Annotated in this window: 13 protein-coding genes and 1 pseudogene; 8 read left to right on the plus strand and 6 right to left on the minus strand. The window is 69.5% G+C overall.

Going from position 1 to position 12929, the window contains the following annotated elements:
• Window positions 1-438: pseudogene (locus HUV06_RS10000) on the plus strand (hypothetical protein); the annotation flags it as partial.
• Between the two features lie 56 nt (window positions 439-494).
• Here the strand turns inward: HUV06_RS10000 and HUV06_RS10005 are convergent.
• Window positions 495-1361 (minus strand): Kdo hydroxylase family protein, encoded by an 867-nt coding sequence (locus HUV06_RS10005; RefSeq protein ID WP_174301129.1) that lies wholly within the window; start codon window positions 1359-1361, stop codon window positions 495-497.
• A gap of 79 nt (window positions 1362-1440) precedes the next feature.
• Here HUV06_RS10005 and HUV06_RS10010 point away from each other — a divergent pair, with 79 nt between their 5' ends.
• Together HUV06_RS10010 and HUV06_RS10015 are read left to right on the plus strand one after the other, a co-directional pair.
• Window positions 1441-1854 (plus strand): DUF983 domain-containing protein, encoded by a 414-nt coding sequence (locus tag HUV06_RS10010; protein ID WP_174301130.1) that lies wholly within the window; start codon window positions 1441-1443, stop codon window positions 1852-1854.
• Between the two features lie 145 nt (window positions 1855-1999).
• Window positions 2000-2248 carry a hypothetical protein gene (locus tag HUV06_RS10015; RefSeq protein ID WP_174301131.1) on the plus strand — a complete coding sequence of 83 codons (249 nt, stop codon included), beginning with the start codon at window positions 2000-2002 and terminating at the stop codon, window positions 2246-2248.
• 109 nt (window positions 2249-2357) lie between these two features.
• Here HUV06_RS10015 and HUV06_RS10020 read toward each other — a convergent pair whose 3' ends face one another.
• A complete protein-coding gene (locus HUV06_RS10020; protein ID WP_174301132.1) occupies window positions 2358-3164 on the minus strand; it encodes a phytanoyl-CoA dioxygenase family protein in 807 nt (268 codons plus the stop codon).
• 2 nt (window positions 3165-3166) lie between these two features.
• The gene (locus HUV06_RS10025; protein WP_217433763.1) at window positions 3167-3910 is read right to left on the minus strand and encodes an NTP transferase domain-containing protein; all 744 of its coding nucleotides are present in this window, start codon (window positions 3908-3910) and stop codon (window positions 3167-3169) included.
• 138 nt (window positions 3911-4048) lie between these two features.
• On the opposite strand from HUV06_RS10025, the gene aepX reads away from it, so the two are divergent.
• A complete protein-coding gene (gene aepX / locus HUV06_RS10030; protein ID WP_217433764.1) occupies window positions 4049-5734 on the plus strand; it encodes a phosphoenolpyruvate mutase in 1686 nt (561 codons plus the stop codon).
• Between the two features lie 288 nt (window positions 5735-6022).
• Here aepX and HUV06_RS10035 read toward each other — a convergent pair whose 3' ends face one another.
• The gene (locus tag HUV06_RS10035) at window positions 6023-6925 is read right to left on the minus strand and encodes a manganese catalase family protein (RefSeq protein ID WP_217433766.1); all 903 of its coding nucleotides are present in this window, start codon (window positions 6923-6925) and stop codon (window positions 6023-6025) included.
• 123 nt (window positions 6926-7048) lie between these two features.
• Here HUV06_RS10035 and aepY point away from each other — a divergent pair, with 123 nt between their 5' ends.
• The 3 genes from aepY to HUV06_RS10050 are packed head-to-tail and all read left to right on the plus strand — an operon-like array spanning window position 7049 to window position 10319.
• The gene (gene aepY / locus HUV06_RS10040; RefSeq protein ID WP_174301135.1) at window positions 7049-8224 is read left to right on the plus strand and encodes a phosphonopyruvate decarboxylase; all 1176 of its coding nucleotides are present in this window, start codon (window positions 7049-7051) and stop codon (window positions 8222-8224) included.
• Window positions 8221-9219 (plus strand): flippase-like domain-containing protein, encoded by a 999-nt coding sequence (locus HUV06_RS10045; RefSeq protein WP_254601033.1) that lies wholly within the window; start codon window positions 8221-8223, stop codon window positions 9217-9219. The genes aepY and HUV06_RS10045 overlap by 4 nt, the downstream gene beginning before the upstream one ends.
• Window positions 9216-10319 (plus strand): 2-aminoethylphosphonate--pyruvate transaminase, encoded by a 1104-nt coding sequence (locus HUV06_RS10050; protein ID WP_174301136.1) that lies wholly within the window; start codon window positions 9216-9218, stop codon window positions 10317-10319. Before HUV06_RS10045 ends, HUV06_RS10050 begins: the two co-directional genes overlap by 4 nt.
• Here the strand turns inward: HUV06_RS10050 and HUV06_RS10055 are convergent.
• Together HUV06_RS10055 and hflK are read right to left on the minus strand one after the other, a co-directional pair.
• Complete coding sequence (locus tag HUV06_RS10055; RefSeq protein ID WP_174301137.1) at window positions 10316-11212, minus strand: SPFH domain-containing protein; 897 nt, start codon at window positions 11210-11212, stop codon at window positions 10316-10318. The genes HUV06_RS10050 and HUV06_RS10055 overlap by 4 nt on opposite strands.
• Window positions 11212-12228 carry an FtsH protease activity modulator HflK gene (gene hflK, locus HUV06_RS10060; RefSeq protein WP_174301138.1) on the minus strand — a complete coding sequence of 339 codons (1017 nt, stop codon included), beginning with the start codon at window positions 12226-12228 and terminating at the stop codon, window positions 11212-11214. The genes HUV06_RS10055 and hflK overlap by 1 nt, the downstream gene beginning before the upstream one ends.
• 418 nt (window positions 12229-12646) lie before the next feature.
• On the opposite strand from hflK, the gene HUV06_RS10065 reads away from it, so the two are divergent.
• Window positions 12647-12929, plus strand: a 283-nt coding sequence (locus HUV06_RS10065) for an iron-sulfur cluster assembly protein (protein WP_174301139.1), incomplete at its 3' end; no start/stop codon positions are given.

Below are 12929 nucleotides of genomic sequence, written 5' to 3' on the forward strand. Positions count from 1 at the left end.
ATCGATGTCGCCGGACCCCGCCGCCTCGCCGCCGCAGGGAACCGACCAGTCCGGCAGGCGCCACAGGGACCGATGAACGGGGCGTCTCCGCCCGCCGGCGGCGACCAGAGCGGCGGCGCGATGCAGGGTGGGGCTGCACCGCCTCCAGCGGCCGGTGACCAGGGCGGAGCTCCGCCGTCGCCCGCATCCGGCGCGCCTGACGCCAGCGCCTCCACGACGGCCAACGCTCCCGACGGCGCACCGCCGGCGAGCTACCCGGTCTGCACCAGCAAGGGCCAGGATCGCTGCATCCAGTCCGGCAAGATGATGGGCGGAGGCCATGTGGCGAAGGGACATCATCATAAGATGGGCCACCACCACCATCACATGAAGAAGGCTATGACGGGCACACCGTCGGCGTCTCCCGCCCCGGCGTCTGCTCCGGCCCCTGGGGCCTGAGCCATCTGCAGCGGCAAGACATGGCCCCGGCGCTCACCGCCGGGGCTTTTCTTCGCTCAGGCCAGGGCTCTTCCCGTCATCCGTTCCAGGATGCGGAGCGGCGACAGGGCTTCCTCCGCCATAGCTTCGACCGGCATGAGATAGGTCTGCTCCAAGGCATGCTGGCCGCTCAACGCTGCGTGCATGACTGAGTCCGTATAGACCACCCAAAGGCTGTCTGCAGGCAGCTCCAGTCGTCGGCGTGGCGCGTCAGCCTGATATCCGTGGTCCAGCTTGGCGGCGTCGTGAAGCCTAAGCATCGCCTGATCATAGGCCGACTGACGCCCTTTGGTCAGGCCGAGCGCCTCCTTGACGGTCGCCGCGTGCTCTTTGACAACCAGTCGACCCAGGAACCGTCTCGCCACCGCGTCGAAAGGATCCTCGCCCACGTTCCAGACCCGCGGCTCGCCCTCCGGATTGACGTTGGCGAAGACGCGTAGGATGCGGCGCCCCTGGACTGGATTGGCGGGGAAGGCGTCCACATGCAGCCGACGGTCGTCCTTGCGCAGGCTCAGGGCGCGGTCGGCGATGGCTCCGGGGCGGAAGCTCGTTCGGCGTCGTTGCAGGGCCGGCGCATAGCGGGGCGTAAGCTCGGCCAGCAGGGCGTCGGCCGTCTGGGCGAAGCGCCCGATCAGACCCGCCAGGACATGACGCCCGGCGTCGTCCAGCCTGGTTCCCGATACTCGGCCGGTGGCGGGATCCAGACTGATGTTCTTGGCGCGGTCGTCCGATATGGATGGGTCCAGCATCCGTGTCTCGGCCGCAGACAGGGCGAACCGGCGGTCCGGCAAGACGATCAAACCGCCGGCCTCCAGCACCTTGGCGGCCTGGTCGAACCGCCCTCGCGGCGAAGCTCCGCCCTGCAGTTCTAGGATCTCGATCATCCATCCCCTTAGTCCCTGCTGCCGCTTTCCGAAAGGCCGTCCGCTTGCACCTGCGGGGCATCCCGCGCATCTGTCGGCGATGACGGAGACGACGGCCCCAGTCCCCAACCCGGTCTTCCAGGGCCTGCGCCGCGGCGTGCGTCGGCGTTGCCCGAACTGCGCCTCGGGTCCGCTCTTCCTCGGCTATGTGAAGGTGCTGTCACCCTGTCCGACCTGCGGGCACGACAACGCCCAGTACCGGGCCGACGACGCGGGTCCCTACTTCACCATCCTTCTGGTCGGGCATCTCTGCATCGGGCCGCTGCTGATCTTCCCGTTCATCTGGAAGTCGCCCATCTGGCTGGTGCTTGGCACGACGCTGCCGCTGATCCTGGTCCTGACGCTGCTGCTCCTGCCCGTCGTCAAGGGCGCGGTGATCGGCGCGCAGTGGGGCATGAAGGCGGCGCGGCAGTCTAGGGCGTCCTCGCCGCCGCCCGCCGCCGGCCGAGACTAGGATGTTTCACCGCCGCTGATCTGCGGTCTCGTCACAGATGGCCTTGAAGGCTCGAATTCCAGCCCCGCAGGCGCTGCCACCGCAGGCGACAAGGGCGGAACCGCGAAGCCCTGCGAGGCTTCATCCTTGGATCGGAGAGAGCGGGATGGTTCGTGGCCTTGCACTGCTTGGGATCACCGGCCTCGCACTGGCGGGATGCGCGAACCAGCCGCCCCTGGTCGATCGCGTTTCCAAGGGACAGGTCCAGGGCGATGCCGGCCGGGTCAGCATCGAGGGCGGCCGGATCGACGCCCTCCCGCTCGCGGTAATTCATTGCGCCCGCTACGGGCGCTCGGCGCGATGGAGCCACACCGACGGTGACCGCTCGGTCTACGACTGCGTGGCCAAGCCGTAACGGGCGTGTCTTGGAAAGCGGCCTGCGTCCTTGAACGGGGCGGACGCCCGATACTCGAGATATGTTGGTCTTCGAGCTGTTCGCGAGGCTTTCGATTGATCGGCTTCCATCAGACCCGGAACTTGTAGTCTTTGCCGGACTCGCGCTCGACCTCAGGCGGGAAACTCCTGCGCTTGTCGGCATAATACTGCGCGCGGTGATCACCGTACCCGGCGGAGTTGTAGGTGAGATACAGGATGCGCCGCTGGGCGCCGGTCAGGTTGGGCTGTGAGCCGTGGGGCGCATAGCTGTCGAAAAACAGCACGTCGCCGGGCTCCGTCTCCACCGGAATCAGCCTGAAGCTGGCCATCTCCGCAGGCGTCAGCGGGGTCCATTCCTGGCCGATCAGACCTGCATAGCGAGGGGCGTCGCTCATCTCGAGGCAGCCGTTCTCCACCGTCGCCCGGTCGATCGAGACCAGGGCGGTGACGAAGCTCGGCGCGTAGGTCGACCAGCCGGCCTGCTGGTCCTGGTGGGGCTCGAAGCCCGCGCCACCCGCCTTCTTGAAGTTGACCTTCTCCTTGAACAGCACTGCAGGACGCTTCAGCAGCTGCTCTACAGCCGCCAGCAGCCGGCCGCCGCGCACCAAAGCGTCGAACTGCGGGTGATAGGGACAGAAATTCTCGATCCGCTGCACCACCTTGGCGGCCGGGTCGAGCAGGCTCTTCTCGTAATAGACCATGTGGCGGCCCGGAACCTCAGGCCAGGCGCAGACCTCCTCGGTCCAGCGCGCGATGTCCGCCGTCTCCGCCGCCGAGAACAGCCCCCGCGCGGCCAGCCAGCCGGTGCGGGCGTAGTGGTCCAGGTCCTCGGGGGCGATCGGACCCGAGGGCGAGGCGAGGGCGGGGGAGGGCTGCGCGGCCAGAGTGTCGGTCATCGTCAGGTTTCGATCAGTTGCGGCAGGACATGGGTGCGGGCTCGCACCACGTCCTCTTCGAAGTCGATCTCAGTCCAGGGCAGGTCGCTCACGTCCACGGCGCCGAACCTGTCCGGATGGGCCAGGAGCAGGTCCCGGATCGCCTCCTCGTACTCCACGTCGAGCTGGTCGGTGGAGACGTAGCCGCCGCAGCGCGCGGCGAGCTCCACCGCCATGGCCCCTGAAAAGCGGAAGAAGCCGACCGACTCGCCGTGCCAGTCGTGGGCGTGCTCGGGGCGCTTGCGAAAGTCCACGATCCGATCCTGCCCGTCCACGCCCCGTCGGAAGCAAAGCTTCATCGGCTCGTCGCCGGGCTCCAGCTGCCGGTCCACCAGCAGGGTGTTCTCCGCCTGCCCGTCGCCCAGGCGCGCGAGCATGCGTGCGTCGCACAAAACGTCGGCGTCCATCAGGATCACGCCTGCGCCCGCCTGCAGCCGCACGCGCTGCGCCCAGAGAGACACCAGGCTTCCTCGCCGATATCGGGGATTTTCAACAAAGGTGATGCGGGCGTCCGTGGTCAGCCCCGCCACGGCGTCGCGGATCATCTGCGCCTCGTGGCCCACGGTGATGGCGATATCCCGCACGCCGATGGCCTCCAGGTTACGGACGTGACGGTCCAGGAGGGTGCGGCCGGCGAAGTCCAGCAGGGCCTTGGGCGCCTCATGGCCCGCGCCCAGGCGCCCGCCCACCCCGGCCGCCAGGATCACGGCCACGTCGTTCGGGGGGGGTGTTTCCATTACATACCGGTGACAATAGAATGATGGGTGACTAGCTGGTCTCGGTCAGAGCCCTACTAGCGAATCTTCGCGCAGTCGTCAGCTGCGGCCAAGTCGAAAGTTCCCTCCTTGAACACGCCCCTTCGCACCGCCCCCCCGCGGGAGTCCGCCGCATCCGACCTTGCGGGGCCGCCAGGAACGACGGCCGACAACCAGACCCGGTCCGCGGCGCTGCGGGAGCAGATGCTCTCGCCGGCGCTCTGCCTGCTGATGGAGGCGCACAACGGACTGTCCGCCAAGATCGCGCAGGAGGCCGGATTCGGCGGTCTGTGGGCCTCGGGGCTCACCATCTCCGCCAGCCTTGGCCTGCGCGACTCCAACGAGGCGTCTTGGACCCAGGTGCTCGACGTGCTAGAGTATATGACCGATGCGGTGGACATCCCCATCCTGGTGGACGGCGACACCGGCTACGGCAACTTCAACAGCGTGCGTCGCCTGGTGAGGAAGCTCTGCGAGCGCCAGGTCGCCGGGGTCTGCATCGAAGACAAGCTGTTCCCCAAGACCAACAGCTTCATCGGCGAGGCCCAGCCGCTCGCCGACATCGACGAGTTCTGCGGGCGCATCAAGGCCGGCAAGGACAGCCAGCTCGACGACGACTTCGTGCTGGTCGCCCGCGTGGAGGCCCTGATCTCCGGCCGCGGCATGGAGGAGGCGCTGACCCGCGCGGAGGCCTACCATTGCGCCGGCGCCGATGCGATCCTGATCCATTCGAAGCAGTCGAACGCCGCCGAAATCCTGGAGTTCACGAGGCGCTGGGGCGGCCGGGCGCCGGTGGTGATCGTGCCGACCATGTACTACGCCACTCCGACCGAGCACTTCCGCCAGGCAGGCGTGTCGACCATCATCTGGGCCAACCACCTGATGCGCGCCTCCATCACAGCCATGCGTGAGACCGCGCGCCGCATCCACGACGACCAGTCCTTGGTCGAAGTCGAGGGGAGGGTGGCCAGCGTCAAGGACATCTTCCGCCTGGTCGGCAACGCCGAGCTGGAAGCCGCCGAGCGTCGCTATCTGCCCGACAAGCCGCGCGCGCGGGCGGTGGTGCTGGCCGCCTCCTCCGGCGACCTGGGCGAGCTCACCGCCGACCGGCCCAAGTGCATGATCGACGTGCGCGGCGAGACCCTGCTCCAGCGCCTTGTCGGCGTGCTGAACGAGAGCGGCGTGCGCGAGGTCTCGGTCGTGCGCGGCTACCGCAAGGAGGCGGTGTCGGCCAAAGGCGCACGCCTGGTGGACAACGACCGCTACGCGGAGACCGGCGAGGTCTTCTCCCTGGCCCAGGCGCGGAACCAGCTGGAGGGCGAGGCGGTGGTGGCCTATGGCGACGTTCTGTTCCGCAACTTCATCCTGGACAGCCTGATGGGCTCTCGGGCCGACATCGTCCTGGCCGTCGACGCCCGTCCGCCCTCAGGCGCCGAGAAGCCCCGGGTGCGCGACCTGGTGGCCGCCGACCGCTGGTACTCCGGCGACTATCTCGACAGCGCTCCGGCCCAGCTCGTGAGGATGGGCAGCGACCTGTCGGGCGCAGAAGCCGCCGGCGAGTGGATGGGCCTGGCCCGCTTCAGCCCCCGGGGGACCGAGCTGCTCCGCGCCGAACTCGACGCCCTGCAGGCCGAAGGCCTGCTGGAGACCGCCGACATGCCGCTCCTGTTCACCCGCCTTGCGGCCAAGCATCCGGTGCGCGTGAAGTACTTCACCGGCCACTGGATGGACGTGGACACCCTGACCGACGTGGCCGCGGCGCGGAACTTCACCTGAGCAGTTTTGAGGAGCTTAAACTCACTTCGCGCATCCCGACGAAAGCCGGACCCAGATCACAAGGTGCTACGGCGGACAGGTTCGCAGCGCCGCCTGTCCCACCCGCAAGCCCTGCAGTCTGGGTCCCGGCATCCGCAGGGATGAGCGGATTTGAAAATGCAGGTCAGCCCCCACTCAGACATCCACGACGTCCGCTTCCAGGCCCTCCTGAATCCGCCGCCCTAGATCGCGCTCGCGCGAGCCAAGGTGATAGGCCTCAGGGCCGGACCGAAGTCCGGCCCCCTCGCATCACATCTTCTTGGTCAGCTTCGACGCGATCTCGAAGATCTCCTCCGGGGCGTAGTCCGGGGTAAAGGCGGCGGAAGAGCCTTCCAGGTCGGGGATCTTGCCGCCGTCCGGCAGGCCTTCCACGATCTCCAGCTCGCCCGGGGGATCGTTCGGCAGGGCCATCTCGCCGCCGCCCCAGATGGCCGCCATCTCCGAATAGTCCTTGGAGCCGAAGCGGTAGAGGCGGCGGTGGCTGCCCTCGTCGAGGTACTTCTGGCACTCGGGTATCTTGCTGAGGTCGATGTTGGGGCAGGGCAGCATGTCCTTCATCGCCACCCCGGTCAGCTTCTCCAGCGCCAGCGCGTAGGCATGGGCGTGGACGGAGCCGCGCACCAGCAGGTAGCCGCACACCTCGCGCCCGGTAGGATCGGACAGGGTCTCGTACACGCGCAGCTTGTGCATGCGCGCACCGCACTCCAGGAAGAAGTTGTGCAACGTGTCCAGGATCAGGTTGCCGGTGGAGAAGACGTTCTCGCCCGTCCAGGGCCGGAAGTTGCTGTCGGTGACGGTGGCCGCGCCGCCCGCGTGCAGGAAGTTGGCGGCCGAGCGCATGTCCTTCATGTCCGCGAAAGGGTGCTTGGAGACATCCGTGTCGCGCTGCGGGTCGGGGCCGCTGGCGAGCAGGTTCACGCCGTTGGTGACGACCTCGACGTGGCCCAGTTCCTCCGCGGTGATGCAGGCGACCAGGCTGTAGAAGGGGCGCAGCTTCTCCTTGTTGCGGAAATTGAAGCTCTGGAACATGTAATTGTTGAGGGTAGACATCTCGCCGAACTTGCCGCCCAGAAGTTCCTGCAGGGCGGCGGCGGCGTTGGGGTCGGCCTTTTTCGGTTTCGGCAATTCAGCCTGTAGCTGATCTATACGCATAAACATCTTGGGAGCCCTGGCCCCGGGACGGGTAAGGGTAAGCTGCGCTGCTCGTGAACTGTTCCGAAGCGTTTAGGCGGGGCGCCGATTTCCCCTGGCTGAAAACCGGCCTAAAAGGCCGCGATGATCACGGCCGACGATTTCATCGCCCACGCCACACGGGCAGGATTCGACTTCTATACGGGCGTCCCCTGCAGCTACCTGACGCCCCTGATCAACGGGGTGCTGTCGGACCGGGCGCTGCGCTATGTGGGCGCGGCGAGCGAGGGCGAGGCGGTGGCCATCGCGGCCGGGGCGTGGCTGGCGGGACGGCGCACGGTGGTGATGTGCCAGAACTCAGGCCTCGGCAATGCGGTGAACCCGCTGACGTCGCTAAACGCGCCCTTCGCCATCCCCACCCTGTTCATCACCACCTGGCGCGGCCGGCCGGGCGAGCCGGACGAGCCCCAGCACGAGGTGATGGGCCGCATCACCCACGACCTGATCGGCCTGATGGGGCTGGAGCAGGCCGACTTCCCCGCCCAGCCCGATCAGCTCGGCCCCGCCTTCGTCCACGCGGTCGCGCGCATGGAAGCGACCTCGCACCCCTTCGCCTGGGTGTTGCGAAAGGGCGAGGTGGCCGACGCGGACCTGGACCAGCCGTCGCCGCAGCCTCGCGCGCCCGGCCGCCGCGAGGACGTCCGCGAGGGCGGCGCGCGACCCACCCGGTCCGCCGTGCTGCAGCGGTTCCTGGACCGCACGGACGAGGAGACTGCGGTGGTCGCCACCACCGGCAAGTGCGGGCGCGAGCTGTTCACCCTGGCCGACCGGCCCCAGCACATCTACCAGGTCGGCTCCATGGGGGGCGCGAGCGGCATGGCGCTCGGGGTCGCCCTGAACACGGCGCGCAAGGTCGTGGTGCTGGACGGCGACGGCGCGGCGCTGATGAAGCTCGGCGCCCTGGCCACCATCGGCGCCTACGCGCCCTCCAACCTGCTGCACATCCTGCTGGACAACGGCGTGCACGACTCCACCGGGGGCCAGGCGACCGTTTCGGCCACGGTGGACTTCGCCGGCGTCGCCCTGGCCTGCGGCTACGCCTATGTGGCGTCCTGCGACTCCGCGGCCGGGTTCGAGGAGGCGCTGGCGGCCTGCACCGGCGCGTCCGGGCCTTGCCTCATCCACATACGCATCGCTCCGGGGTCCATGGACAGGCTGGGCCGACCCACCGTGAAGCCCGCCGAGGTGGCCCGGAGGTTCAAGGCCTTCCTGGCTGAGACGACGCCATCTGCCCCTCGTATAGCCGTGACGGTGTCGTGAGGGCCCCCGCCCTCATGGCGGTGGCGATCGGGCTCGCGGTCGCGCTGAGCCTGATCGCCGCCAACCATGCCGGCCAGATCGTCGCCGCCATCACCGGCGCGGGGTGGGGCGTCGTGCTCGTCATCGCCCTGCACCTGCCCCAGACCGCGGCCTCCGCGCTCGGCTGGCGGCCGCTGATCCTGGACGCCCGCCCAAGCCTGCCGCGGCTGTTCCGGCTGCGCTTCGTACGCGAGGCGGTCAACGCCCTGCTGCCCGTGGCGCAGGTCGGGGGCGACGTCGTGCGGGCGCGCCTGCTGGTCCAGACGGGCGTCCCCCTCGCGGCGTCAGCGGCCAGCTGCACGGTGGACCTGACCCTGGAGATGGCGAGCCAGGCCGCATTCACCCTGCTGGGCGTGGCAGCGCTGTTCGGCGGGCCGCGCTCCCAGGCTGCGGAAGGGCTGGCGATCGGTGGGGCCGTGGCGGCTGTCCTCGTAGCGAGCGGCTTCCTGGCGGCCCAGCGGCTCGGGCTGGCCGCCCATCTGTCCCGCCTGCTGGTGCGGTTGGGGGAGCGCGCCCGCTGGCCGGCCCTGGCTGGGCTGCAGGGCCTCGGCCAGGCCCTGGAACGTATCTACGCCGATCCCGGGCGGCTCGCCGCCTCCGGCGCGGCCCATCTTACCTCCTGGCTGCTCGGCGTGTTGGAGACAGGGGCGGGGCTCTGGGCGCTCGGCCTGCATCCGAGCTGGCGGGAAGCGCTGGTGGTGGAGAGCCTGGGCCAGGTGGTGCGCGCGCTGGGTTTCGCCATCCCCGGCGCTCTGGGCGTGCAGGAGGGCGGTTACGTGCTGATCTGCGGCCTGTTCGGGATCGCTCCTGCGCAGGCGCTCGCCTTGTCGCTCATCCGGCGGGTGCGTGAGCTCGCCCTCGGCGCCCCCGGCCTCATGCTGTGGCAGTGGAGCGAGCTCCGCCAAGCCCGGCCAAGCGTCCTTCTCGGCGCCGTGAAGTCCCAGGAGGCGCGGTGAACCTGCGCCCGATCCTGCTCACGCCCGGTCCGCTCACCACCCGCGACGCCACCCGCAGAGCGATGCTGCAGGACTGGGGCTCGCGCGATCCAGCCTTCATCGCCCTGACCGCGGAGCTTCGGGAGCGGCTGCTCGGCGTGGTCGGGGGCGCAGGGACCCATGTGGCCGTGCCGTTGCAGGGCAGCGGGACATTCGCGGTTGAGGCCACCATAGCCACCCTGGTCAGACGCACGGATCGGCTGCTGGTGCTCGCCAACGGAGCCTATGGCGAGCGCATGATCTCCATCGGCGCCCGCCTCGGCCTGGACGTGCAGACCCTGCGTTGGCCGGAGGATGCGCCGGTCGATCCTGCAGCCGTAGAGCAGGCCCTGCAGGCCGATCCGGGCGTGACCCATGTGGCCCTGGTCCACTGCGAGACCACCACGGGTCTGCTGAACCCCATGGCCGAAGTGGCTCGGATCGTCGCCCGCCATGGCGCCAGACTGCTGCTGGACGCCATGGCGAGCTTCGGCGCTTTGCCCATAGACCTCGCTACGACGCCGGTCACGGCGGTGATCGCCTCGAGCAACAAGTGCCTGGAAGGCACGCCCGGCCTGGGGTTCGCCCTGGTCGAGACCTCCGTCCTGGCTGCAGCGGAGGGAGTGTGCGCGTCCCTGAGCCTTGATCTCCACGCCCAGTGGCGGGGCTTCGAGGCGAACGGCCAGTGGCGGTTCACGCCGCCGGTTCAGGTGGTCGCCGCACTGGTGGAGGCGCTCAGGCAGCTGGAGCGGGAAGGGGGTCCCCCCGCGCGTCTGGCCCGCTACAGCGACAACCTCGATGTCCTGGTGCAAGGCATGGCGCAGCTAGGCTATCGGCTCTACCTGGCCGCCAACCTCCAGGCGCCGATCATCGCCACCTTTCGAGTCCCCGACAACGTCGGCTTCGTCTTCGACCGGTTCTACGACGGCTTGGCCGAGCGCGGCTTCCTGATCTATCCGGGCAAGCTCACCAAAGCCCCAAGCTTCCGCATCGGCTGCATCGGCGCCCTCGACCGGCGGGATTTCGAGCGGCTGCTGGCGGCTGTAGCGGAGGTCGCGGCGGCGGCGGCCGGACCTGGCTAGCGGGATGGCTTGGCGTCGCCGCCCGGACCATGCCCCAGCAGACTCAGGAAGCCGGTGTCCGATGAGAGCACCAGCGTCGTGTTGTCGGGGTTCAGCGCCTGGTCGTAGGCTTCCAGCCGGCGGAAGAAAGCCGCGAAGGCGGGATCCTTGCCGTAGGCGTCGCCCAGGATCGCAGCCCGCTGGGCGTCGCCATCCCCGCGGAGCACCAGCGCCTGGCGCTCGCCTTCGCCGCGGATGTCGGCGGCGTCCCGGTCGGCCTGGGCTGACAGCTCGCGCTTGTGCTGTTCGCCCTGCGCCTTGATCTCGCCGACCTGCCGGGCCTCGGCGTCCCGCATGCGATGGGAGAGGGCCTCCACCGTGGCGGCCGAAGGCGGAGCATCGGCGAACCGGACATCGAGGATGTCGACGCCCAGATGTGCGGTCGCCGCCTGGCCTTCCACGTCCGCCAGGATCGCCCGCGCCAGCACGGGGCGCTGGTCCTGCGGAAGCGCCGCACCTGCGAGCCTACGCTCCAGACCGTCTTCAAGCCGCTCCGACAGCCGTCGCGCGCCGAGCCGTTCGTCGCCGAGGGCGCGATAGAAGCCGAGCGGGTCGCGGATGCGATAGCGCATCTCCGCCTGCACCGCCGCCGGAGACGCGCCTGCAAGCTCGACCGGAGCCGTGAGCAGCGACAGGCTGCCCCGGTCGAGCACCGCCACCTGATCCACGAACGGCCACTTGAGGTGCAGCCCCGCCTCTGTCGAGGCCGCCCCGGCGTTGACGGCGGCGATCGGCTGGCCCAGGCGCAGCAGCACGGCCTGTCGACCCTGCTCGACGACGTAGACGGCGTTGATCGCGGCGACCAAGGCGATCGCTGCGAGCACGAGCGGGACGGCGATGCGGAGCGGCTTCATCAGGCCGTCGGCGCGGTCGAGGGGTCGGCGGCTGCGGGCGCCGCTGGCTGGCCGGCCTGTCCCTGAGGCTGCGCCGGGGCGGGTGGCTCAGGCGGCTTGGAGCGGAACAGCTCTGGCGGCAGCACGATCTGGCCGCTGAAGCCCTTGGGCGTCTGGACGATCACCTTGCTGGTATTGTGCAGCACCCGCTCCATCGTCTCCGTGTACAGGCGCTCGCGGGTGACGTCCGGCGCCTTGCGGTACTGGGCGTCGACGAGGGCGAACCGCTCGGCCTCGCCGCGGGCCTCGCTGACCTCCTGGTCGCGATAACTCTGCGAGGCCTGCACGGTCTTGGCGGCGTCGCCTCGCGCCGCCGCCAGCACCCGGTCGCGATAGCCGCCCACATCACGCGCCGTCATCTGGGCGTCTTCGCGCGCCGCCGCCATGTCGTGGAAGCCGGCCTGGGCGCCCGCAGGCGGTTCCACATCGCGGATCTGCAGGCCAGTCGCGGACAGGCCCAGATCATCCCGCCGCAACGCCGCCTGGAGCAGCGCCGTCGCCCTCGCCGGAGCGCCGCCACGGCTGTAGGCGGTCAAGTCCGTGAAGGAGCTCTGGGCCACAGCCTGCCGCATCGCCTCCGCCGCCTCCTGACGAAGTGCAGCCCGGGGATCGCCGGACAGGAAGAGGTACTTGTAGGGATCGACGATGCGCCACTGCAGGCTGAAGCTCACCTCCGCCGGCTGCCCATCCTGGGTGAGCATGAGTCCCACGCCATCTGTTCCGTCCCCCTCCGCGGAGAGATCGAGCCGGTTGACGCCCCCGACCGGCAATGTTCGGACAGCTTCAATCGGAGCGGGCAGGTGGTAGTGCAGGCCCGGGCCGGTCTCGTCCACGAAGGCCCCAAAGCGTGTGACCATCCCGGACTGATCGGCGCCCACCTCATAGAGCCCGCTGAGACCCCAGGCGATTGCAAGCACGCCCAGCAGGCCGACCACCACGCCTGCGCGCAAACCCTGGCCTGAAGGCTGCAGCAGCAAGCGTGCGAGGCTGGCGCGGGCCTGCCGGGTCAGCTCGTCCAGGTGAGGACCTCGCGGCGCCGATGTAGAGGGCGCCTTGGAGCCGGCAGGTTTGCGCAGGGGCGAAGGCCGGCGCGCGGGCTTGAGCTTCTCCGACCCCTCTTCACGTCCCCACGGTGGGGCCGAGTCGCTGCTGCGGGGCGGCCGGGGTTCGCTGGAGGTCGGCTGACGCCGTTCCCTCGACGGCTCGTCAGGCGCCTTCCCGCGATCGCCCTGCGTCGGCGCATCCCAGGGACCAGGCTTCTGGGCGGGCTTGCTGGTATCGTTCCAGGGCAGAAGGTGTCTCCTCGGCTCCGCCGCATACGCGCGCCAAGCCATGCGGCCTTGCAATGGAAGCCGACCGCCGGGATATGAAGCGGCCTCGATCCCAGTGCAAGCCATGCCCCCAGACGCCTCCACGTCGACTTCCGCCGCCTCCCCGCCGTCAGGCGCGCCGCAGGCGCCCGATCGGGCCGCTGTGCTCTCGGCGCTGGAGGCCGTACGCGATCCGGTGAGCGGCAAGGGACTGGTGTCCGCAGGGCTGGTCCAGGGCCTGGCGATCGGCCCCGGTCGGGCGGGCTTCATGCTGGAGACGCCCGCCTCGGAGGTGGACCGGTATGCCGCCGTGCGCGAGGCGGCGGAGACGGCGCTGCTGTCCGTGGCCGAGGTCCGCCGCGCCCAGG

The sequence above is a fragment of the Caulobacter sp. S45 genome, from assembly GCF_903642205.1.
Taxonomy (GTDB): Bacteria; Pseudomonadota; Alphaproteobacteria; order Caulobacterales; family Caulobacteraceae; genus CAHJWH01.